Raw genomic sequence first — 22,424 nt, 5'->3', positions numbered from 1 at the left:
GCAGAGCAAGAACGATGAATGGAGGAGTTTGATGCCAAGGCTGTACCTGGCGATGGCCCTTTTGCTGAGTTTCGTTTCCGCGCCCGCCCTGGCCCTGCAGCAGGTCGATCTGCTCGGGGAGGTCTCCTGCGGGACCCCCCTCGACGTCGCCCTAGACGAGACGGGCAACGTCATCACCGTCCAGAAGGGGGGGACGGTGGTGATCGCGACCGCCGAGGGGCGCACTCTGCGCACCCTCGGGGGCAAGGACGCCGCCGGCAAGCTCCTGCTCAAGAAGCCGACCGGGGTGGCCTGGGCCCAGGGTCAGACCTACGTCGTCGACCGCTCCGCCGGGCAGGTGGTGATCTTCTCCGGGGAAGGGTCTCTTCTCTCCCGCTTCGGGCGACGCGGCAGCGGCCCGCGGGAGTTCGACGATCCCATGGGAATCGCCGTTCACGGGGGCGTGATCTACGTGGCCGACCGGGACAACGGCCGGGTTCAGGTCTTCGGCCCCAACGGCGTTTACCTGCACTCCATCGGCTCGGAGGGCCCCGAGGAGACTCTGCTTAAGAAGCCCGTCGACGTGGCGATCGACGGGAGGGGCTTTCTGTTTGTGGCCGACGGCGGCCACCGCCGGGTCATGGTCTACCGTCCCGACGGCGCGTTTCAACAGGCCATTGGCGAACTGGGCGATCCCCGGGCCATTGACCTGGTTTCCGACGGCCTTCTCGTCGCCGATGCCAAGAAAGCCCAGGTCGTCAAGTACAGTTTCGAGGGGGAGCGTCTCTTCTCCTTCGGGTCCAAGGGCAAGGGGCGGGGCCAGTTCCTTGCCCTTGGTGGCATTGCCGTCGGGGGCGACGGCCAGATCTACGCGGCCGACAGCAAGAGGGGGACCCTCCAGACATTCCAGGTCAAGACCGATTCCGAATCCGGCGACGATTTCAGGGCTCCCCCGCCCACCTCGGAGCTTCTGACAAAGGTGCTTCCCGTGGCCGCCGATCAACTCGCCTGGGACCGCCAGGGGCGCCTTCTCGCCCTCGACAGGAAAGGGAAGAAGATCCTGGCCCTCGCCGACGGCCGGGTGGAGAGAGAAATCCCACTTGCCGGCTTCAAGCCGGTCGCCTTCACCCAGGACGCCGCCGGCAACCTCTGGGTTCTGGACCATGCCAAGAAACAGGTGGTAAAGCTTGACGACGGGGGCAATTCCCTGTTCGCTTTCGGGTCGTCGGGCAGCCGGGAGGGTTCCTTCTCCTGGCCCAAGGACCTGGTCGTCTCCAAGCGCGGTGCCGTCATCGTGGCCGACACGGGCAACGGCCGGGTCCAGATATTCAACTCCGACGGTCTATTCCTGGAGACCCTGGGCAAAGATTCGGGCTCCATCTTCGAGCGGCCGACGGCCCTCAGCCTCGACGGCCGGGACTCCCTCTACGTCCTCGACGAGGGGCGCAAGGTGGTTTCGGTCTTCTCCGCGGAGGGGGTGCCCCTGCTGGAGTTCGGAGGGGCGGGTTCCGGGCCGGGCCGGCTGCTCGACCCGGTGGACGTCGCCGCCAACGGCAACGAGATTTTCGTCCTCGATGCCGGCAGCTGCTCGGTCAAGGCTTTCGACACCAACGGGGCCTTTCTCAGGGAGTTCGGCTCCAAAGGGGAGCAGGAGGGCGAGTTCCGCCGGCCAACCTCCCTGGCCCTTCAAAGCGATCTGGAACTCTGGGTGGCCGACCCTGAAGAGGAGCGGATCCAAGGCTTTACGAGCCTCTATACCCCGGCGTCTCCTGAAAACATCTCGGCCCGGGCCGGGATGCGGGAGGTCCGGCTGAGGTGGGACAACAGCCCCCAAACCTATGTGAAGGCCTATCGGGTCTATCGCAGCGACTTCGGGCAGAAGGGGTTCGAGAAAATCGCCGAGGTGTATCGCCCCGCCTACCAGGATGCTCAGGTCAAGCCCGGCCTGACCTACACCTATCGGGTCACGGCCGTGGCAAAAAAAGGGCAGGAGGGGCCGCCCGGCGACGAGGCCAGGGCCAAGGCGACCAAGTTCCGACCCTCGGCTCCGAGGGATGTCAGGGCCAGCGCCCTGCCCTGGGAGGTGGCCCTGTCCTGGAGGCCCAACCGGGAGGAGTTTGTCGATCACTACGCGGTCTACCGTAAGGGCGGCGGAGAACCGCGCCTCGTGGGCGAAACCCGGGAGCCTTCTTTCGTCGATGTCGCCCTCGACCCGGAAACCGCCTACACCTTCCTTGTCGCGGCGGTCAGCACCGACTCCGAGGAGAGCACACGGACGGCGGTCACGGTGACAACCCCGGTCGCCACCCGGCCCCCCGTGGAGATCTACATCCTGGAGATGCAGGACATCTTCTCGAGCAACTACAAGATCTACGAGAACGAGGGCATCGGCCTGGTCCGGGTCACCAACAACACCAGCGACCACATCTCCAGGCTGAAGGTCTTTTTCACCATCAAGGATTTCATGGACTTCCCCTCGGAGGTGGAGATCGAAGACCTGCCGCCCGCGCAGGGCGCGGATCTCGCTCTGCGTGCTGTCTTCAACAACAACATCCTCGGCGTCTCCGAAGACACCCCCGTCCAGACCGAAATCCGGGCCAGCTATTTTCGCAACGGGGAGGACAGGACCTTTTCCCGGCACCACACCCTGAACCTCTACGAAAAGCACCGCATGATCTGGGACGTGGAGGAGCGCTTCGCCACCTTTATCAACCCCAAGGACCCGCTCCTGCTCGATCTCTCCCGGGGCGTGGCCGTCCAGGTCCCCGCCGCCGAGCAGATTCTGCCCCTGGGAGGGGCTCTCTTCGAGACTCTGGGGCTGCTTGGCCTCACCTATGTCCAGGATCCGAGCAACCCCTACCAGGTGGCCTCCGGCAACACCCGGATGGTCGACTACGTCCAGTATCCCAGGGAAACTCTGGAGCGCCGCTCGGGAGACTGCGATGACCTGGTCGGCCTGTACTGCGCCCTGCTCGAGAGTCTGGGCATCCGTACCCAGGTGCTGGCCTACCCCGGGCACATGTTTATGATGTTCGACACGGGGCTCGACCCGGACGCTGACCTGGGGCCGGCCCGGGGGCTGCTGGTGGAACAGGCCGGGACCCTCTGGGCTCCCCTCGAGGTCACCGAGGTGGGTGCTTCCTTCATGACCGCTTGGGAGTCGGGGAGCAAGGCGTACCGGATGTGGGAGGGGCGGGGCCTGACCCGCATGGATATCCGTCAGGCCTGGGAGCGGTTCAAGCCTGCAAGTCTCCCCCCGTCCGAGTGGCGCGCCGATCCGGTCGCCTGGGAGGACCTGGAGAGGGAATTTCCGGGGGAGTTCAAGTCGCTGCAGAAAATCGTCGTGCAGAGCGCCGTCTCGCGCTACCTGGCCCGGGTGAAGGAGAATCCCCGTGATTTCGAGGCCCTTCTGCAGCTGGGGGTCAAGTATGCCCGGCAGGGTGAACTCGGCGAGGCGATCAAAAGGTTCGGCGAAGCCGCCCGGCTCGACCCCGGCAACGCCGCGGTCAAGAACAACCTGGGCAACGCCCATTTCCTGGCCGGAGACTACCGCAAGGCCCAGAAGGCCTACCAGGAGGCAGCCGGGCTCGACGCCGGCGATGCCCGCATCTGGGTGAACCTGGCCCGGGCCCACCTCAAGCTGGGGAGTAGAAAACAGGCCGAGGACGCTTTCGGCCGGGCTGAGCGCCTCGATCCCGGCCTCAAGGTCGAGTACCGGACCATCGCCCTGGAACTGGCCGAGAACTATTAATCTTCCGGCGGTCGCAAGGACTGTCGGTCAACCCACTACGGGAGGGGGACTATGAAAAAGCTTTTGAGTCTGTTGCTCATCGTTCTGCTGGCATCCTCCGTCGCTCTGGCCGAGGAGAAAAAGCCGGAGGCGAGCGGTGATTTCTGGCAGAAACTGATCAAGAAGATTGAGGACATCAAGCCGAACAAGTCCGGGCCGCCGACCACCGCAGTCGGGGGGGTGCGGGGAAGCAACTCGTCATCGGCCGCGGACACCCTCTACTGGAAGGGGGAGGAGGTGCCCGTAGATGTGAGCGCCGGGGAACTCGAGAAGTTCCGCGCCGCCCTCTCTCTGGCCGCCGACGGGCAGAAGGAGGAGGCGCTGTTCTTCTTCGGCGAGTTTCTCGACGCATACCCGCAGAGCGTGTTGCGAGGGGACGTCCTGCTGGCCCAGAAGAGGCTCTCCGGTCAGCCATAGATATCAACGACCGGCACGGTTTCCCCCGGGCGGCGCCTGCGCCGCCCGGGGAGGACCATGGTCAGGGGCTCTCGCGGCTCTTCAGGACCCAGCCCTTGCCCGTCATGCAGGCCTGGAAATCGTCATCCCAGTCGTAAACGGCCGACCGGGTGAAGAAACCCCAATCGGGTCGGTTGTCCATGACCTCGAACTCGCAGTCCTCCCTGTCGAGGTAGAGGCCGACCGGGAGGGCGCCGTCGGTTCGTGTCCAGGTGTAGCTGGGCGGGGGCAGAGAGCATCCGGCCAGCAGGAGAATTCCGACAAACCCACCGAGAGTTTTCACCGCTTCTCACCTTTTTCCCATCGGCGTCTTCCGCCGGTTCATTTCAGCCGGGCCCAGTGCGGTCGCACCCCGGCTGCGATCTGCTACACTTTAATAAACCGAAACCCCTGAGCTTGGCCGACCAATAGAGCGGGTCCTTGAACTCATCTTCACGGTTCCCGGTCAAAGGCCCCACGGGGGGGACCGGAACCATTTTTCCACCAGGAGGATTCCATGACCGGAGCCGTTGTCCGTTTTGTCCGCATCGTCGGGGTGCTGCTCTTCGCATCCCTTTTTCTGGCCGGCTGCCAGAGCGCCTACTACTCGACCATGGAGAAGTTCGGGGTTCACAAGAGGGACATCCTCGTCGATCGGGTCGAGGAGGCCCGGGACAGCCAGCGCGAGGCCAAGGAGCAGTTCTCCTCGGCCCTGGAGCAGTTCAGCGCCGTGCTCGGGTTCCAGGGTGGAGAACTGGAGGAGAAGTACGACAAGCTCAAGGCCGAACTCGATCGCAGCGAGGAGAGGGCCGCCGAGGTGCGGGACCGGGTCGACAGGGTCGAGCACGTGGCCGAGGCCCTGTTCGACGAGTGGAAAGACGAACTCGACCAGTATTCCAGCGCAAGCCTGCGTCGTTCCAGCCAGCAGAAACTGGACCAGACCCGGCGTCACTACGCCAAGCTGAAGAAGGCTATGCGCCGCGCCGAGGCCAAGATCGACCCGGTCCTCACTCCCCTGCGCGACCAGGTGCTGTATCTCAAGCACAACCTCAACGCCCGGGCCATCGCCTCGCTGCAGGCCGAACTCGGCACCATCGAGACGGACGTCGCGGCTCTTATCCGGGAGATGGAAGCCTCGATTCGCGAGGCCGACGCGTTTATCTCCGCCATGGAGGCCCAGTAGAGAGAGGCCGCGCCCGCCTAGCCCGGGTTGTCGCTCGGCTCCCCGAGAACCCGGCGGTAGACCCGGGCGTCTTCTTCGGAAAAGCAGGCGAACAGAACCCTGCGCAGGCTCGTCGGCCCGGCCAGAAATCGCCGGGTCTCCCCGAGAGCGATGCGGCAGGCCCGCTCCAGGGGGAAGCGGTAGACGCCGGTGCTGATGGCGGGGAAGGCGACGCTTTCCAGCCCCCTCTCGGAGGCGAGGCGGAGGCTGCTGCGGTAGCAGCCGGCGAGCAGGTCGTCTTCGCCCCGGTCGCCGCCGTGCCACACCGGGCCGACGGTATGGATGACGTAGCGGGCGGGCAGTGCGTAGCCCCCGGTGATCTTCGCCTCCCCGGTGGGGCAGCCCCCGAGGGTGCGGCACTCCTCCAGCAGGCCCGGCCCCGCGGCCCGGTGGATGGCCCCGTCCACCCCCCCGCCGCCGAGCAGCGAGCTGTTGGCGGCGTTGACGATGGCGTCCACCTCCAACCGGGTGATGTCGCCCCGCACGATTTCCATCCGATCCCCGCCCATTCTTTTCCTCCTGTTTCCCGTTTTCCTTTCTTCTCCGGACGTTTCCATGACCGGCGGCTCTGCTCTTTATTGTCCTTCTTGATCATGGGGCTGTTTTCGAAAGGATGACAAACAAACCGGGTCCTGTCCAGCCCGCCTCGATCAAACCTCCCGGAGCGCCGGGGCGAAACTCTGCTATCCTTTTAGATCGAAATTCATCGGCATCTCCCCCCTTGAAAGGACGGTCATGAACGTCGCCCTGGTCTTTCCGCCTTTCTACCATCCCGACATGTACAACCTGCCCCCCCTCGGCCTGATGAGCCTCGGGACGGTCCTGCGGCGGCGGGGGCACCGGGTGGCGCTCTTCGACATGGTGCTGGCCTTGCGCCAGGGAAGGCTCCCCATGGGGCCGGACCTCTACGGCCGGTGCGCCCGGATGATCCTGGACGAAGAGCCCGACCTGGTCGCCTTCTCCACCCAGTGCACCACCTATCCGCCGACCCTGCAGATCGCCGAACGGGTCCGCAGGGAGCGGCCGCAGGCCCGGATCGTCCTCGGCGGGCACAACGCCTCCTTCGTCGCCGGGCAGACCCTTGAGGCCTTCCCCTGCATCGACGCGGTGGTGCGCGGCGAGGGGGAGGTCACCTTCGCCGAGTTGGCCGGCGCCTATGCCGCGGGGAGGGGACCGGAGGGGATCGCCGGGGTCAGCTGGCGGCGGGGGAAGGCCGTCGAGGCCAACCCCGAGCGGGACCTGATCGACGACCTCGACACCCTGCCCCTGCCCGATTACCGGCTGGCGGCCCCCCTGGAGGAGTACCGCAGGGCCTGCGGCCTGCCCCGCAGCATCGCCATTCTCGAGGTGGGTCGCGGTTGCCCCCACGCCTGCGTCTACTGCTCCGAGTCGGTGATGTGGCGGCGCCGGACCCGGACCTATTCCGTTGAACGGCTGGTCGGGGAGATGCGCCAGCTGCGCGAGGAGCAGGGCGCCGGGTGCTTCCTGCTCGCCTACGACCAGTTCACCGCCGAGCGTTCTTTCGTGGAGGCCTTCTGCCGCCGGGTCCTCGAGGAGAACCTGGTCACCCCCTGGTACTGCATCTCCCGGCTCGACTCGGTCGATGCGGAGCTCCTCTCCCTGATGCGCGAGGCCGGCTGCGAGTCGATGTGCTACGGCATCGACTCTGGCTCGAAGAAGACCCTGGCCTTTATCCGCAAGCGCATCGACCCGGGCATCCTCCCGGAGCGGGTGCGCCAGACGACCGAGCAGGGGATGGTGCCGACCCTCAGCTTCGTGATCGGTTTTCCCGAGGAGGAGCGGCGGGACATCGACGCCACCTTGACCTTGGCCCTGGAGACCGGCAGCCGGGGGGACACCAATCCCCTCCTCCAACTGCCGACCGTCCTGCCCGGGACAGAGCTGCAGAGGCGCTACGGCCAGAGGCTGGTAAGGAGTGTGGACACCTACTTTTCACTGGGGATCGAATTTGACGATGGCCGCAGGCTGGCTGCGGACGAGAGGTTGATCGACGCGCACCCGGCGCTGTTCGGCAGCTTTTTCAACCTCCCCTGCCCGGGGATGGAACTGGAGGAACTCGACCTTCTGGCCCGTCATTTTCCCCTCGTCGTGAATCTCTACCCGAGGAGTTTTCTTCTCCTCTGCCTGGCCCTGGAGATCTCCCCGAGCGTCCTCTTCGGGCGCTTCCTGGAGACGGTGCGGCGGGCCGGGGAGCGCACTGAGCCATCCCTGAATCCGGCGGACTGCGATCGCCATTTCGGGGGGTTCGCCGCGCGCCTGCTGAAGGAGGCCGGGGAGGAGGGGTGGGCCCACCTCGCCGAGGTGGTGGCCTACGAGAGCCGGGTCCTTGACGTGGCCCGATTTGCCAGCAGCCGGATTGCGTGTAACATAGACTTATGTCGTCTCGACCGGTGGCGCCCGCAGAAGCCGAAGAACGTTCTGCTGGCGGGTTTTCGCTACAACCTGCCGGCGATCGTCGCCGATCTGCGGGAGGGGCGTTATCCGCGGGATTACCCGCAAGAGCCGGTCTGGCTGGTCTTCCGGCAGGGGGAAGACGAACTGGAAGTCACCGAGGTCAACGATTTCGGCCGCGATCTCCTGGATCAGTGCACCGGGGAGGCGACGGTCGATGAAATCGCCGCACGGCTTTACCCCCGCTACGGCCGGGAAATGGAGCGCGCAGAATTTTTCGCCGCCTGCCGGGAGGCGGCGGGCGACCTGTCGGAGTTGAAGTTTCTGACAGGTGATCAACCCCCGGACCCGACAGATGGAAGGGAGGTGGTTCCATGCTGAAGACGAAAGGTGTCGAGGTGAAGGTGAAGCGTCCGGTCCCGCAATGACACGGGCCCAGCTAGGTCCGGTTCGGACCTCAACTGACATGAATTCTCATTGAGCGGGACGACCGGCCGGTTTGCCCGCTTTTTTAATGGTCCCATGAAAAGAAGACTTCTCGACATCCTGATCTGCCCCGCCTGCCTCCCCGGCGAGCGGCCCCTGGGCGCCTCCGTTGCCCGGGAGGAGGACGGGGAGATCGTCTCCGGACGCCTCGACTGCAGCACCTGCGGCAGTCGCTATCCCATCGAAGACGGGACCGCGCACCTGCTACCTGGCCCCGGTGGCGGCCCCGGCGGCCAGAGCCGCTACGAAGAGGAAGCCGCCGCTTCGGCCTATCTGTGGAGCCACTACGGCGACGTTTTCGACAGCCCCGGGGCCGGTGACCCCGAGGCCGGCGGCGCCTACCGGCGGTGGGCGGGGCTCCTTCCGGAGCGGGCCGGCCTGGCCATCGACTTCGGCTGCGCGGTGGGGCGGATGAGCTGGGAGATGGCGGCCCGGTCCGAGCTGGCGGTGGGCCTCTACCGCTCCCGGGCCTTCGTCGGCCTGGCCCGCCGCCTCGCCCGAGAAGGGACTCTCGATTTCGGCCTGAGCGTCGAGGGGACGCTTTCGGAGCGGCGCACGGTTCGCCTGCCGGCAGCCTGGCGGGACGCAAACGTGGAGTTCGTCGTCGGCGACGCCCTGGCTCCCCCCTTTCCCGCTGGGCTCTTCGGCCTCGTCGCCTCTCTCAACCTTCTCGACAGGGTGCCCCGTCCACTGCGGCACCTGCAGGAGGTCGGCCGCGTCGCCGCCGCGAAAGGGGCTAGGCTGGTCTTCTCCGACCCTTTTTCCTGGTCGGCCGAGGCGGCCGACGAGTCGGAGTGGCTGGGGGGAAGGGACGAGGGACCCTACCCGGGCAGCGGCCCGGACAACGTCCGCCGGATCCTCGAGCGGGAGACCCGGCCGCCCTGGAGCGTCTCCGAGGCCGGCGCCCTCTGGTGGAAAATCCGCAACCACCGCAACCATTACGAGCTGATCCGCAGTGAATACTTCCTTGCGACCCGCTGAGCCGCCGCAGGCCTTTCCGGTTTTCGACGGCCACGTCGACCTGGTCTACGCCATGATGGAGCGGGGGGACGAGACCCCCTTCGCCGGACTGGCCGCCGGACCGGTCACCGCCTCCTCGCTGGCGGAGGGCAACGTCCGGACGCTCGTCTGCGCCCTGTACTGCGCCGACGCCCACAACGGCCCCGGCACCGCCCTGGAGCATCTGCGCTCCCTGCAGGGGTTCGCCGAACGACGACTGTCCGGACTGCAGCGCATCCATGGGGAGGCAGAGCTCGAGGCGTCTTTCCGGGGAGAGTCGCAGACCGGGGTGCTCTTTCTGGTCGAGAACGGCGACGCCCTGCTCGAGGCCGACCTCGATGCGCTGCGCAGCTGGGGGGTGACGGCGGTCGGCCTGACCCACGCCGGGCGCAACCGCATCGCCGACGGCAACGGGGTCGTCTCCCCGGGGGGGCTGAGCGCCGCCGGAAGACGCCTGGTGGGCGAGTTGGAGCGGCGGGGGTGGGTCATCGACGTCGCCCACCTGGCCGCCCCCGGCTTTCGGGAGGTGGCGGAGATCTTCGGCGGGCCCCTGGTCTGCTCCCACACCGGCCTGCGCCCCTTCTGCGATCGGCCGAGGAACCTGGACGAGGCGCAGGTCCGCCTGGTGCTCGATCGGGGCGGGGTGGTCGGCCTCGCTCTCGCTCCGGAGATGCTCTCCATCACCGGTCGGGCGGGGATCGAGGACCTGTTCCGCCAGGTCGACTGGCTGGTGCAGAAGGTCGGACCCGACGGGGTCGGCCTTGGGACCGACCTGGGGGGATTCGACGGGGCTTGCCGGGGGCTGGAGGATCACGGCAGGCTGGGGTTGCTGGCCGAAAGGATGCTTGGCGCCGGCTACGGGCGGGAGGCGGTCGCCGGGATCATGGGGGGGAACTGGTACCGGTTCTATTCCGGCCTTCTGGCCGGGGGGACCGAAATCCCCGGGTGATGGTGACGGAGCTGGAAGGCCTTTGCTGAAAAAGAAGCGATGAATGTCTGAACGCAGCGAGTTTTTCCCCTGTTGAAATTCGAAACGGGTTGCGGGGTCTCGCCCCCGCAGGCGACCAGGGGATTGCCCGCCCAATCCCCTGGACCCAAGGAGATGGGGGCGGAGCTGCAGACCAAAGCACAAGCACGGATCCCGGGATGCACCTTCAGCGGGGCGTTTTATCCAGGACCCGGAAAAACCCCTCCACATCGTCTTCGTTGTTGTAGAAGTGGGGCGCGAGGCGGATCAGGCCGCCCCGCAGGGAGACCTGGACCCGGTTGGCCATCAGGTGGCGGAAGGTGGCGGCCGCTTCGTCCTGCGGCCGGAAGGAGAGGATTCCCGAGCGCTCCCCCGCCGAGAGGGGGGAGGCCAGCTCCAGTCCGCGGCCGAGCAGCCCCTCCGCAAAGCGGTCACAGAGGGCGAAAATCCGATCCCGGACGGCTTCCGGTCCCACCTCCCGCAGCAGCTCCAGGGAGGCTCCGAGCCCGAAAATCCCCGCAAGGTTCATGGTCCCAGGCTCGAATTTCTGAGCGTTCTCCTTGAGTTCGAAGTGGAGTTCGAAGTTCTCCTCGTCGGCCACGCTCTTCCATCCCACCAGGGGCGGGTCGAGGTCTGGGGTGAGGGCCGCGTCCACGTAGAGCATCCCCGTCCCCATCGGGCCGAGGAGCCACTTGTGGCCGCCGGCGGCGAGAAAGTTGATGCCGCACTTTTTGACGTCCAGCGCCAGGACTCCCAGGCTCTGGATAGCGTCCACCCCGAAGATCAGACCCTTTTCCCGGCAGAAGCTCCCGAGGGCTTCCAGGTCGGTTGCGTAGCCGCTGGCGAAATCGACCGTGCTGGCCACCGCCATTCGTGCTTCTGGGACCAGGGCCCGGGCGAAATCGTCCGCCGTCAGGCGTCCCTGGCGGCGCCGCACGAAGCGGATCTTTACCCCTTTGCGTTCCAGGTGCATCCAGGGATAGACGTTGGCGGGGAAGTCGGGAACCGGGACCAGGACCGCGTCGCCGGGGCGCCAGGGGAAGGCTTCGGCCACCATGGCGAGGCCCTCGGAGGTGTTGCCGGTCAGGGCGACCTCCTCCTCCCCTGCGCCGAGCAGAGTCGCGACAGAGCGGCGCACCCCGGCCAGCCGTTCCTGCCAGTCGAAGTAATCGGCGCTTCCCCGGGCTGCGCACCCGTAGTGGAAGGCCGCGGCCGCCTCCGCCGCAGGGGTCGAGGGCGGGGCGATGGCGGCATGGTTGAGAAAGACGAACTGTTAGGTGACGGGGAAGAGTCGGCGGCAGCTTTCCGGGGTCATGGTCTCTTCTTTCCGGTCTTCGGGGTGGCGGGGTCAGCCGGTCCGGTTCCAGGGCGAAAGTTCCACCAGGCGTCCAGCCAACGCGTCGGCCTCGGCGCGGACCTCCGGGTCCAGCTTCCGGAGCCATCTCTTCGGGAGCGCCCCGGACCCGTAGAAGGCCCCGGCGATCATCCCGGCGATGGCCCCGGTGGTGTCGGCGTCTCCGCCCTGGTTGACCACCCCCACGAGGCACTCCTCGAAGCTCGCCGTGGAGAAGAAATAGTGGAAGACCGTCTGCAGGGTGTCGACGACGTAGGCCGTGGCGTTCCCCGAGTATTTATTAAACCGGAAAGAGGGGCATTCGGCAACCAGTTCGCGGGTCTGGGCGTGCAGGGCGAAGCGGTCGCAGCCGAGAACGGCCTGCTGGACCATGCGCCCGATAGTGAGGCAGGCGGCGTCGGAGAGGGGATGGTGGTGGGTGAGGCGGGCCTGCTCGAGGGCGCACCGTCTCAGCAGGTCGTCGTCCCCGAGGGTGAAGAGGGCCACCGGCGCCATGCGCATGGCCGCGCCGTTGCCGGCGTCCCACTCGTTGTAGGGCACCTCCAGCTCGCCCCTGCGCATGTAGCGGCGGATGCCCCGGCGGCAGGTCTCGCCGATGTAGACGGGGCGGCCCTTGAACCAGGCGACGAAATGATCGGCGACGGCTCCCAGGTCCCAGCCGCCTGACTCCGCCACGGCCCGGGCGATGCACAGGGACATCTCGGTGTCGTCGGTGACCTTGCCGGGCTTGAGGTAGAGCCAGCCCCCCCCGACGATCTTGCGATGCACCTTGTACTTGGCCCGGATTTCGGCCGGGGTCATGAATTCGGTGGTGGCGCCCAGGGCGTCGCCGAGGGCCAGGCCGAGAAAAGCGGCCCGGGCCCGGGAGAGGATGTCGTCTCGGCTCATGGTGTCTTGTCTGGCCCTTCAACCAGGGTCCGAAGTTGACTTGCCGGAGTCAGTAGTCAGTAGGAGGCTGATAGCTGCCCCTACCCCCCGATCAGCACCTTGACCTCGTACTCCCCGCCGAAGACCATGACCTCCCCCTCCCCCTTGAGCAGGGAGGAGGGGAGGAGGTCGCCCCGGAAGAAGATCTTGGGCAGGGGGACCTCCGTCTCCAGGACCCGGCTGCCGAATTCCCAGGCCCGCTCGAAGTCGGTGGTGAAGGAGGCGAGGTTGTTGAGGCGCACCAGGTGCCGGTTCTTGCCGAACGTCTCGAGGATGCGCTGCTCGTCGAAGTCGTTGATGCCCCGGTATAGGGTGAAGTGGGTCTCCCCCGGATGGCGTCGCTGCAGTTCGTACTGGGTGAATTCGTAGAGCACGTCGAACTGGGCGTCGAGGGCGCTGGTGCGGGCCGCCCCCTTCATCCGGTCGACGGTGTAGAGGAAGTAGGCCTCCGAGTGGATGTCCTCGATCGGCTCGCGGTGAAAGGAGGGGTGCAGTCCCAGGCGGCTTTCGACCCATCCCTTGAGGACCGCCCCCTCCAGCGCGTTGCTGTCGAACATCCAACCGCGCAGAAAGCGCAGGTAGCTGTTCTTGAGGCTCTTGCGCCCCCGGGCGGTCTCCTGGCTCTCCCACTGGTGCAGCTGGAAGGTGACGTCCATGTAGTCGTGGAACAGGGCGCCCCGTTCGGCAGTCGACTCCAGGAGGTCCAGCCGCTCGAAGAGGAGGCGGTTGGCGCGGCGCACTCCCTGGATCTCCAACGGCTTCGGGTGACGGTTGAAATGGCGGGAAGCGATGGCCCACGGCGGGAGGTTGCACAGGTTGAGGGGGGTCGCTTCCATGGCCGCCGCTACCCCTCCATGAGGAGGATCGCTTCGGCCACCTCTTTGAGACTCTTGCGTTTGTCCATGGCGATCTTCTGAATCTTGCGGTAGGCCTCCGGCTCGCTGAGCCCTTTCCTGATCAGGGCCGCCTTGGCCCGCTCCACCGTCTTGCGGGTCTCCAGCGTCTCCTTGAGGGCGGCCACCTCGTCGCGCAGGGTGGAGACTTCTACGAAGTGGTGGATGGCGAGGTCGACCGCCGGGTAGAGCTGCTCGTCCCGGAAGGGCTTGACCACGTAGCTCATGACCCCGGCCAGGCGGGCCCTCTCGATCGTCTCCGGGTCGGTTGTGCCGGTCAGGAGGACGATCGGGGTCGGGGCCTTTTTGCCTATTTTTTCGGCAGCCTTGATGCCGTCCAGAACAGGCATGGAGACATCCATGACGATCAGCAGGGGTTTGCGGCTCAGGGCGATATCGACCGCCTGGCTGCCGTTTTCCGCCTCGAGGATCTCGTCAAAGCCGTAATTGACGAGGGTTTCCGCCACCTGGCGGCGAAGCAGGGGTTCATCGTCTACAACCAGGGCGACTTTCATTTATGGCTCCTTCGATAGGTTCCGGTCCGGTTTCGAATTGGTTCACGGGGGGAGACGTTGCATAAGGGATGCCGTTTTGTCCGGCGCAGGGGGATCGGCTCTTTTGTCGGGGGAGGGAGTGCGGGCGCAGGGGGCGTGTACGAAACATCCCGCCGGAGGGGAGGCTGATACGGGTGGTGCGGGATTTGTTCCTAAGGGGGGGAAGGTCTAGAAGACCATCCTGAGGCCGATGGAGATGCTCGGTCCTTCGATGGGGGCGTGGAAGCCGCTTCGCCTTTCGGAGACCGGCAGGAGATTGTACCCCAGGGCGAGGGTCGTCGATTTGCTTTCGAGGCAGGGGACGCTGGCGTCGCTCCAGTGCAGGAGTTTTCGGATCAGGCAGCCCACGGCGCTCGTCTTGACCATGTTCAGCCAGCGGCGGGCCTTGGTGACGCTTTCGGCCTCCCGGCGCAGCTTGATCACGCCGGCCGGCCGGCGCAGGTCGCCGGCGAGATCGGGCACGGTGTCGGGCAGGAGTTCCTTGTCGTACTCGAGGGAGATGTTTTCGAGCAGTACGTCGCTCAGGCGGAGAAGGGAAAGGTGGCGGTCTGACTCGGGTTGTTCCATCGCCAGGACGGAACTGCCCGAGGACAGGAAGATAGACCAGAGCAGGATGGCGAAACACATCTTCATGGAGGGTCTCCAGGGAGGGTCACACTGTCTTGTTTACAGAGCAATAGCCGTGCCACGGCGGTGTCGTCGGCCGGCCGAATCAGCAAGGGCGCCGGTTTCCGCCCGGACCCGGCGCTGCGCGGGGTGGGCAGAGTCGCCTGTTTCGCCTCGGGGGGGAGCGTCCTGCCGGAAACTCCGTGAAATAGCCAGACACCCGGAGCGCTCTGGGCAGGGGCGAAACGGGTTCACCCCCGGGATGGGGACCGACCAGTGAAACGCCGGTCAGTATCCACTTTCCTGGCCGGGGAAAATGGTGTAATCTGTCCCGTGACGTATCCGCGCGTCATGCTCCAAAGGGCACCGCCGCGGCTTTTCTTTACGCACTCTTCCATACAGGTGTGATCCATGCTCCCCCGTACCATGTCGTGCCCCACCCTCATCGACGAGGACCCTGCAGCCCTTCGCGCCGAAATCGAGCGCCTGAAGGGGGAGAACGCCCAGCTGCGGGAGCGGGAAGGGAAGGACATCCGCTATATCCGGGAGAAGGTCGACCAGCTTCTGGCCACCATCGGGACGGCTCCGCTGAAGGCGGAAGAGCTGGACGACGAGACCCTCCTGACCCTCGACCCCATCGGGATCATCAACGACGCCTTCGTCCAGGTCCTCGACCACCTCCGGGAGGCCAACCGGCAGATGAGCGCGGCCCGGGACGAGGCCCGAGCCGTTCTCGACACCGCCGCGACCGGTATCCTCGTGCTCGACCGGCGGCGGCGGGCCCTGACCTACAATCACAAGTTCCGGCAGCTCTTCCTCGAGGAGGGCGACGAGACGACCGGCTGGAGCTGCCGGGAGAAGATCTGCGGCGGCTCCTCTCCGCCCCCCGTCTGCGTTTTCGAACGGGTCATTGAGAGCGGCCAGACGGAGGAGCGCAACGACTGGGTCTTCGAGGACCGCTGCTTCCAGGTCGCGGCCAGCCCGATCCGCGACGGCGAGGGGGCGGTCGAGAGGGTTGTACTGGCCTTCAGCGAGATCACCGACAAGCAACGGGCCGAGCGCCAGCTGCTGGAGGCCAAGGCCCGGCTGCGGGCTATCCTGAACGGCATTCACGCCGGGGTGCTGGTCATCGATGCCCGCCGCCACGTCATCGTCGACGTCAACCGCAGCGCCGCCGAGATGATCGGCGAGTCCGAGGAGCGGATCCGGGGCAGCGCCTGCCATTCCTATGTCTGCCCGGCCGAAGAGGGCAAGTGCCCGATCACCGACCTGGGGCACCGGGTGGACAACTCGGAGCGGGTCCTGCTGACGGCGGACGGCCGCTCCCTGCCGGTGCTCAAGACGGTGCGCCCGATGATGCTCGGAGACGAGGAGTACCTCATCGAGAGCTTCGTCGACATCACCGCCCGCAAGACCGCCGAGGAGGGCCTGCGCCTGGCCCTCAGCGAGGCCCAGGATGCGCGCACCAAGATCGACGGCATTCTCAGCTCGGTGACCGACCCCCTCTTCGTCGCCGACCTGGCGGGCAGGATCGTCCTCATGAACGAGGCCGCGGGGTACCTGCTCGGGGTTCCCCGCACCCTCGTCCTGGGCCGCCCCCTGGCCGCGGTGCTCGGCGACACCGCCCTGCGGAGCCAGCTCGAAAAGACCCTGGCCCGGGGGGAGGAGGGAGAACGGTTCGATTTCACCCTTCCCGGACAGGGGGAGAGGGACGGGACGGTTTTCCAGGGCCGCACCTTTCCATTGCGCGGCGCCGGCGGCGGCAGGTCGGGAACCGTCGTCTACATTAACGACGTGACCCGGGAGCGGGAAGTGGAGCGCATGAAAAGCGAATTCGTCTCCACCGCGGCCCACGAGCTGCAGACCCCCCTGACCGCCATCTTCGGTTTCGCCGAACTGCTACTCGAGCAGGAAGACCTGGCGCCGGAATTGCGCCGGGAGAGCCTGACCTTTATCTACGAGAGGTCCGAGGCCCTCTCCAAGATCGTCGACGACCTCCTTGACACCAGCCGCATCGAGAGCGGGCGCCGGCTCGACCTGCACCGGGAACCCTGCGACTTCACCCGCCTGCTGAAGGATGTCGTAGGACCCTACGACCTGCGTTCTTCCCGGCACCGCCTGGAGCTGGACCTTCCCCCCGACCCGGTGGAGCTGCCGGTCGACCGGCGCCGCATGGGGCAGGTCCTGGAGAACCTGCTCAGCAACGCCACCAAGTACTCCCCGGAGGGAGGCGTGGTCCGGGTGAACGGGCATCTGGAGAACGAATTTTACCGGGTGACGGTGGAGGACGAGGGGATCGGCATGACCCCGGAGCAGGTTGAGCGGGTCTTCGAGAAATTCTACCGCGGAGACGCCTCCAACACCGCCATCGGCGGCACGGGGCTGGGGATGAGCATCGTCAAGCACATCGTCGAGGCCCACGGCGGTAAGATCCGGGTCGAGAGCGAGCCGGAGGAAGGGACTCGGGTTGTTTTCCGGGTTCCGCTCGGCCCCGGGGCGAGCGGCCTTTCGGACTGACGGCGGCTCATGCGCCGGATTCCCGGTCGAAAACGTAAAAAGGCTAGCCGCAGTGGCTAGCCTTTTTGGGTTGAGGCTGTTTCGTCGGGTCAGAAGGCCACTTTAAGGCCCAGGGAGATGTTGTGACCGTCTCCGGGGGAGTCGCCGCCGTCGGAGGGGATGTCGAACACCAGCAGGGAATCGGTCTTGTAGCGGTAGCCCAGGGCGAGGGAGGTCGCCTTGTCCAGCTCGCAGTCGAAGCCGACCCCCAGCTGGTAGGCCAGGGCCTCCTCGTCCACTTCCTCGTTCGAAATCAGGACGACGTCCGGTTCGGGCTTCTCGGCGGTGGCGCCGAGCCCGGCCCCGAGGTAGGAGGTGATGGTCGATCCGGTCTTGAAGCAGACGGAGGTGATGTCGCGCTCCCAGTCGATTCGGACCTTGGGCGTCATGCCCTTGGGCCGGGCCGTTTCCATCTGCGCGGAGGCCAGGTTCGGGGTCAGGTTGTCCGCTCTCCCCCCGAGGCGGGGAGTCAGTGCGTCGCTCTTTGCGGAAGGGGCGATCTCCGCCCCGTACAGCCCTGCCGTCGGCAAAAGTAGCAGCCCGAGCAAGAGAAGGTAGGTCGGCACGTTTTTAAATCTCCCATGTAGGCAATCAGACAACAATGAACATGATAGCTCGGGTAGGGAATTTTTTTCAATAAAAAAAGAAAGGTATATCAGGGTGTTAAGGAAACATGTCTCATGAGGAAAAAAAAGGGACCCGCCGTTTGGCGAGTCCCTTTGCTTTTTTGGTTGCGGGGGGAGGATTTGAACCTCCGACCTCCGGGTTATGAGCCCGACGAGCTACCAGACTGCTCTACCCCGCGACAAGTCCGGGCACAATACAGAACCCGGGGACCTTTGTCAACTCTTTCTGGTCCTTAATTCCAAAACGGGGAGGATGCACCGGTCCGGCAAGGCCGGTCCCAAATCCCAGCACCAAATCCCTGTTGTGCCGGAGGGTGTTTTCTGATAGAAAACGGGCTGTCTTTAATGGGTCGTTTTTCCGGGGTTTTTTGGCAGGGCCATGGCTTTTACCACCATAAACATCGATGACGCTCTCGCCCTGCGCGAGCGGGGCGCCCTTCTCGTCGACGCCCGCTCCCCGGGCGAATTCGCCGCGGCGACGGTCCCGGGGGCGGTCAACGTGCCGCTGCTCGACGATGCGGAGCGGGCCCATATCGGCACCGTCTACAAGGAGCAGGGCCGGAAGGACGCCCGCCGCCTCGGGGTGGAGCTGGTCGCGCCCAAGATCCCCGGGCTGATTCGCCAGGTGGAGGCGGCCCTCGGCGGGGCCCGGGCCCCGGTGATCGTATTCTGCTGGCGCGGCGGCATGCGCAGCCGCGCCCTGACCGATTTTCTCGACCTGGCCGGCATCCCGGCGCGCCAGCTCGAGGGGGGGCACAAGGCCTTCCGCGCCCATGTCCGCCGCTACCTCGAGGAGGAAGCGTGGGGCCGCCTGGTCGTGCTGCGGGGGCTGACCGGGGTGGGCAAGACCCGGCTGCTGCTGCAGCTGCGGGATGAGGGCTATCCGGTCCTTGACCTGGAGGGGCTGGCCAACCACCGGGGGAGCGCTTTCGGGGCCCTCGGGCTGCCCTCCCAGCCGTCCCAGAAGATGTTCGAGTCCCTCCTCTGGGACGAGTTGCGGAAGATCCCGCCCGGCGGCTACGCCCTGTCCGAGGGGGAGAGCCGGCATATCGGCCGGGTGGTGCTGCCGCCGCGGCTCTACGCCGCGCTGCAGGTGGAGACCTCGGTCTGGGTGGAGGCCTCCCTCGAGTACCGGGCCCGGGTCATCCTCGAGGACTACCCGGCCAAGGACCGGCTCAAGGAGCAGTTCGTCGCCCCCATCCGGGCCCTCAAGGCCCGCCTCGGCGGAGAGACGGTGGAGCGACTGGTCGGCCTGCTGGAGGCGGGGCGCTGGGAGGAGCTGGTGCGGGATCTCATGGTCCTCTACTACGATCCTCTCTACGATCACACCAAGCCGCAGCGGCGCATCGAGGTCGATATCGAGCCGGAACAGGAGGGGGTGGCGCGCCTGCGGGCCGCCATCGACCGGGTTCTGGCGGAAGGTGGCGGCGATGAAGCCTGACGATAAGACGGGGGGCTGGAACCCTCTCTGCGCGAAGTGTATCCGGGGTTGCAGGCAGCCGGTCGGGTCCCTGCTGCTGTAGTGCCCCCGCTTCCTGCCGCCCCCCTTCAAGGTGGAGCGGCACCGATTCGATCAGCTTGATCTTTTCGGCGGGAAGAGGAAGACGAAAAAGTAGACGGAAGACAAGGGCGGAGCCGGATGGCTGCGCCCTTGCTTTTTGGCGCGATCGCCGGGAGCGGGCCGGGTTTCTGGAAAGTGGCGCTCCGGGGTGTGACTCCGGCGACCTTCCAACGGGCGACTCTGTGCGCAGGATTGACTCATGCAGGGCAAAAGAATGAGAATAAGTGGTGTGGGTTCGTGGGGGTGAGCAAGATGGGGTTGCATCGTTGCGGGGGCGGGTCAAGGGGGCGGGAAAATGCCTCGGGGAATTGGTATTATTTCCCCTGGGACTTCGCATGCCCGCTTTGATCCCCTGCCGCCCCTTCCGAATCCTTCCCTGCATATGGCCCGGAGGTGCCTTTCGAGTGTTCCCGACCCTGTTACGGACGTTCAAGTGCCTTGCGCTGCCGGTTTTCCTCTTGTTTCTCTCCGGGTGCGCCCCGCAGATATTTACAGACCCCCTCCCCCCGGGGGTGACCGTCAGGAGCTTCGGCCCGTCGGCCCCCGGCTCCCCCCTGGCCTGGGACCCTTCGGGGCAAAGGCTCGCCCTGGCCTCCGGCGGCCTGGGAGTCCGGGACCTTCAGGGAGGGGACACCCCCCTGTCTTCCGGACGTCCCCGCGCCCTCACCTGGTCCCCCTCCGGGGACAAGCTGGCGGCGGGGTTCGACGCCCCTGGGGGCCGCAGCCTGCTCCGGGTCTACGCCATGGCCGGAGGGATAGTCGGGGAAACCTCGCTGGAGGGCCGTGTCGGCGGCCTGCACTGGAGCCCCGACGGCACCGTCGTGGCCGCATGCCAGGCGACGACACCCTTCAGTTTCGGCACCGGCCTGAAGGTCATTCTTTACCTGTGGGACGGCGCCGGCGCTCCGAAAGGCCGCACCCTGAGGGAGTCGGTCGTCAGGCCCGCGACGTTGTCCCGTTCCGGGGAGAAGGGCCTGCCCGACCTTCACCTGAGGCTCTCGCCCTGGGGGGACGAGATCCTTTACACCCGGCTGTACGACCCGCCGAATCTCCAGGCGTCCCTCCAGCTGGTTCTCGCCCGGCTGAACAGCCCCGAAGAGCGTATCCTGGCACAGGTGGCCACCTCCTCGGGGGGCGGGCTTTTCTCCCGGGACGGCGAAAGCGTCCTCTACGGCGACGGGGTGGCGAGCACTCTTCTGCACAACCCCTGGGAGGGGGGGGAGCTGGTGCTCTTCGACCGGCCCGGAAGGCGTCTCGCCCTGTCGCCTTCGCAACGGTACGCCCTCGTGGACGGGACCCTCTATCGGGACGGGACCGAGATCGCCGCATTGGCCGAAGGGGTTCAGGGCTTCTTCGCTCCCTCCGGGGAGCGCCTCCTTTTGCGCAGAAACGGACGTCTTTTCCTGGCCGAGGGCCTGGAGGGGGCGGGGGACGCCGGCTCTTTCCGGCCCGCCGAGTCCCTGCGGACCCTGCGCGACTGGAGAAGCAGGGGCCTGATTTCCCACGAAGAATACCTGGAACGCAAAGAAAGGATGCAGACGCCTTGAAAACATTATTCCACCTGACGCTTGCGGTCGTTGCGGCGGCCCTTCTGCCCCTCGGGCAAAGCCTGGCCGCCGAGGACTGCCTTCCCTGCCACCGCGAGAAGACCCCGGCCGCGGTGCGCCAGTGGGAGGAAAGCGCCCACGCCGGGGCCCGGGTCGGGTGCGCGGCCTGCCACGGCGTCGACCACAAAGCGATAGAGGCGGGAGAGGCGCCCGTAGACGCCGATGTCTGCGGAAAATGCCACCGCAAGGCCCTGCTGGAGCACCGGACCAGCCGCCACGGCATGGGGCTGCACGCCGGGTGGGGCTGCACCCGGAACCTTCCCGAAAGGGACCCCGCGGAATGCCGGTTCTGCCACCGGAAGGGGAGCGAAGAGCCGGTTTCGCAGGTTCAGTGCGCCCGCTTCCTCAAACAGAGCAGCGAGATGGGGGAGCTCGGGTGCAACCGCTGCCACCAGGTGGAAAACAACTGCGGGTCCTGCCACGGCAACCATTTCACCGATCTCGCCATCGTCCGCGACCCCGCCTCCTGCGCCAAGTGCCACATGGGCCCCGATCATCCCCAGTGGGAGATGTGGCAGACCTCCCAGCACGGTACCCTCAACGGGTCCATGGGGCCTGCCGTTGGCCCCGACTGCCAGAGATGCCACATGCCCGAGGGGAGCCACGACGTCTCGAAGGGGCTCACCGCCCCCCCGAGCGGCAAGCCGTACCCCGAAGAGGAGCTGCCGGGGCGGCGGGCGGAGATGCTCCGGATCTGCACCGGGTGCCACGCCCCGGCATTCGCCCGGCAAGAGCTGGCCCGGGGCGATGCCGTCCGCGCCCAGAGCCTCGCCCTGGTCCGGGAGGCCGAGGCCATCGTCTGGGACCTCGCCGACCACGGTCTCCTCGACCCCATGCCCGAAGAACGGCCCCCCCACCCCCTGAGGGGCGAGGTCCTGGTGACCGACGGCCAGATGCTCTACGAGGACACCTCCCGCATCGAGCGCCTGCTGTTCAAGATGAAGAAATTCGATTTCGCCAAAACCATCAAGGGGGCCTACCACCAGAACCCCGCCTACACCCACTGGTACGGCAACGCCGAGCTGAAAATGGACCTGGTCGACATCCGGGCCGAGGCGAGCAGGCTGAGGGAGAGGGGGGAAGGGGGGAAGGCTTCAGAAAAAAAAGTGGCCATCCCCCGGGGAAAAAAGGATGAGGAGGCCCTGGAGGCGCTCAAGCGCAAGTTCGAGCGGGGGGCGATCAGCCCGGAAGAGTACGCCCGGCGGAAGGCCCTGCTGTTAGACGCCTTTCTGGGGGAAGGGAAGGCCCTTCCCTGACCTGTGTCTGGGGAAGGGGATATAGTTCAAAGGCAAGGGCGGAGCCGGGTGGCTGCGCCCTTGCCTTTGGGGGTCATTGAAGCGATGGCGGAGAGAGTGAGGAGTATACCGGCTTACTCGAAGGGGGCGGGGCAGATCTTGCATTGCTACTTTTCACTTTTTGATGTGGCTTGGCGAAGGGCGCTGGCGGCAAG

The 22,424-nt window shown here is 66.3% G+C and carries 18 protein-coding genes and 1 tRNA gene; 10 read left to right on the top strand and 9 right to left on the bottom strand.

Annotated elements, in window-relative coordinates; genetic code table 11:
• Positions 1-31: 31 nt before the first annotated feature.
• Both C0617_RS00210 and C0617_RS00205 read left to right on the top strand, forming a co-directional pair.
• Positions 32-3,730 (top strand): tetratricopeptide repeat protein, encoded by a 3,699-nt coding sequence (locus C0617_RS00210; protein WP_291315002.1) that lies wholly within the window; start codon positions 32-34, stop codon positions 3,728-3,730.
• Positions 3,731-3,781: 51 nt separating this feature from the next.
• The gene (locus C0617_RS00205; RefSeq protein ID WP_291315001.1) at positions 3,782-4,186 is read left to right on the top strand and encodes a hypothetical protein; all 405 of its coding nucleotides are present in this window, start codon (positions 3,782-3,784) and stop codon (positions 4,184-4,186) included.
• Positions 4,187-4,247: 61 nt separating this feature from the next.
• On the opposite strand, the gene C0617_RS00200 is transcribed toward C0617_RS00205, so the two are convergent.
• Positions 4,248-4,508: a hypothetical protein gene (locus C0617_RS00200; RefSeq protein WP_291315000.1), complete on the bottom strand. Its 261-nt coding sequence runs from the start codon at positions 4,506-4,508 to the stop codon at positions 4,248-4,250.
• 213 nt (positions 4,509-4,721) lie between these two features.
• On the opposite strand from C0617_RS00200, the gene C0617_RS00195 reads away from it, so the two are divergent.
• Positions 4,722-5,387 (top strand): DUF2959 domain-containing protein, encoded by a 666-nt coding sequence (locus tag C0617_RS00195; RefSeq protein WP_291314999.1) that lies wholly within the window; start codon positions 4,722-4,724, stop codon positions 5,385-5,387.
• A gap of 17 nt (positions 5,388-5,404) precedes the next feature.
• Here the strand turns inward: C0617_RS00195 and C0617_RS00190 are convergent, their stop codons facing one another.
• Positions 5,405-5,935 carry an O-acetyl-ADP-ribose deacetylase gene (locus tag C0617_RS00190; RefSeq protein WP_291314998.1) on the bottom strand — a complete coding sequence of 177 codons (531 nt, stop codon included), beginning with the start codon at positions 5,933-5,935 and terminating at the stop codon, positions 5,405-5,407.
• Positions 5,936-6,161: 226 nt separating this feature from the next.
• Here C0617_RS00190 and C0617_RS00185 point away from each other — a divergent pair, with 226 nt between their 5' ends.
• The 3 genes from C0617_RS00185 to C0617_RS00175 all read left to right on the top strand — a co-directional run bounded on the left by C0617_RS00185 (position 6,162) and on the right by C0617_RS00175 (position 10,272).
• Positions 6,162-8,219: a cobalamin-dependent protein gene (locus C0617_RS00185; RefSeq protein WP_291314997.1), complete on the top strand. Its 2,058-nt coding sequence runs from the start codon at positions 6,162-6,164 to the stop codon at positions 8,217-8,219.
• A gap of 141 nt (positions 8,220-8,360) precedes the next feature.
• Entirely contained in the window at positions 8,361-9,305 is a 945-nt protein-coding gene (locus C0617_RS00180; RefSeq protein WP_291314996.1) for a Trm112 family protein, read from the top strand.
• Positions 9,292-10,272 carry a membrane dipeptidase gene (locus C0617_RS00175; protein WP_291314995.1) on the top strand — a complete coding sequence of 327 codons (981 nt, stop codon included), beginning with the start codon at positions 9,292-9,294 and terminating at the stop codon, positions 10,270-10,272. The genes C0617_RS00180 and C0617_RS00175 overlap by 14 nt, the downstream gene beginning before the upstream one ends.
• A 205-nt stretch (positions 10,273-10,477) precedes the next feature.
• Here C0617_RS00175 and C0617_RS00170 read toward each other — a convergent pair whose 3' ends face one another.
• The 5 genes from C0617_RS00170 to C0617_RS00150 form a co-directional block, all read right to left on the bottom strand.
• Positions 10,478-11,437 (bottom strand): aminotransferase class V-fold PLP-dependent enzyme, encoded by a 960-nt coding sequence (locus C0617_RS00170; protein WP_291315056.1) that lies wholly within the window; start codon positions 11,435-11,437, stop codon positions 10,478-10,480.
• A gap of 201 nt (positions 11,438-11,638) precedes the next feature.
• Positions 11,639-12,532: an ADP-ribosyl-[dinitrogen reductase] hydrolase gene (gene draG / locus C0617_RS00165; RefSeq protein ID WP_291314994.1), complete on the bottom strand. Its 894-nt coding sequence runs from the start codon at positions 12,530-12,532 to the stop codon at positions 11,639-11,641.
• 80 nt (positions 12,533-12,612) lie between these two features.
• Positions 12,613-13,407: an NAD(+)--dinitrogen-reductase ADP-D-ribosyltransferase gene (locus C0617_RS00160; RefSeq protein WP_291314993.1), complete on the bottom strand. Its 795-nt coding sequence runs from the start codon at positions 13,405-13,407 to the stop codon at positions 12,613-12,615.
• 8 nt (positions 13,408-13,415) lie between these two features.
• Positions 13,416-13,979 (bottom strand): response regulator, encoded by a 564-nt coding sequence (locus C0617_RS00155; RefSeq protein ID WP_291314992.1) that lies wholly within the window; start codon positions 13,977-13,979, stop codon positions 13,416-13,418.
• 207 nt (positions 13,980-14,186) lie between these two features.
• Positions 14,187-14,651, bottom strand: coding sequence for a hypothetical protein (locus tag C0617_RS00150; RefSeq protein ID WP_291314991.1), 465 nt, complete (start codon positions 14,649-14,651; stop codon positions 14,187-14,189).
• Between the two features lie 384 nt (positions 14,652-15,035).
• On the opposite strand from C0617_RS00150, the gene C0617_RS00145 reads away from it, so the two are divergent.
• Positions 15,036-17,141, top strand: a complete 2,106-nt coding sequence (locus C0617_RS00145) for an ATP-binding protein (protein WP_291314990.1) — start codon at positions 15,036-15,038, stop codon at positions 17,139-17,141.
• A gap of 89 nt (positions 17,142-17,230) precedes the next feature.
• Here the strand turns inward: C0617_RS00145 and C0617_RS00140 are convergent, their stop codons facing one another.
• Positions 17,231-17,746, bottom strand: coding sequence for a hypothetical protein (locus C0617_RS00140; protein WP_291314989.1), 516 nt, complete (start codon positions 17,744-17,746; stop codon positions 17,231-17,233).
• Positions 17,747-17,908: 162 nt separating this feature from the next.
• A tRNA-Met gene (locus C0617_RS00135) sits at positions 17,909-17,985 on the bottom strand.
• A gap of 200 nt (positions 17,986-18,185) precedes the next feature.
• Here C0617_RS00135 and mnmH point away from each other — a divergent pair.
• The 3 genes from mnmH to C0617_RS00120 all read left to right on the top strand — a co-directional run bounded on the left by mnmH (position 18,186) and on the right by C0617_RS00120 (position 22,230).
• The gene (mnmH, locus tag C0617_RS00130; protein WP_291314988.1) at positions 18,186-19,247 is read left to right on the top strand and encodes a tRNA 2-selenouridine(34) synthase MnmH; all 1,062 of its coding nucleotides are present in this window, start codon (positions 18,186-18,188) and stop codon (positions 19,245-19,247) included.
• Positions 19,248-19,771: 524 nt separating this feature from the next.
• Positions 19,772-20,914 carry a hypothetical protein gene (locus C0617_RS00125; RefSeq protein WP_291314987.1) on the top strand — a complete coding sequence of 381 codons (1,143 nt, stop codon included), beginning with the start codon at positions 19,772-19,774 and terminating at the stop codon, positions 20,912-20,914.
• On the top strand, positions 20,911-22,230 hold the full coding sequence (locus C0617_RS00120; protein ID WP_291314986.1) for a multiheme c-type cytochrome: 1,320 nt from the start codon (positions 20,911-20,913) through the stop codon (positions 22,228-22,230). The genes C0617_RS00125 and C0617_RS00120 overlap by 4 nt, the downstream gene beginning before the upstream one ends.
• The last annotated feature ends 194 nt before the right edge of the window (positions 22,231-22,424 follow it).

It is taken from the genome of Desulfuromonas sp. (genome assembly GCF_002868845.1).
Taxonomy (GTDB): Bacteria; Desulfobacterota; Desulfuromonadia; order Desulfuromonadales; family BM501; genus BM501.
Note: the sequence above shows the minus strand (reverse complement) of the source record. Positions and strands in the feature narration are given on the sequence as shown.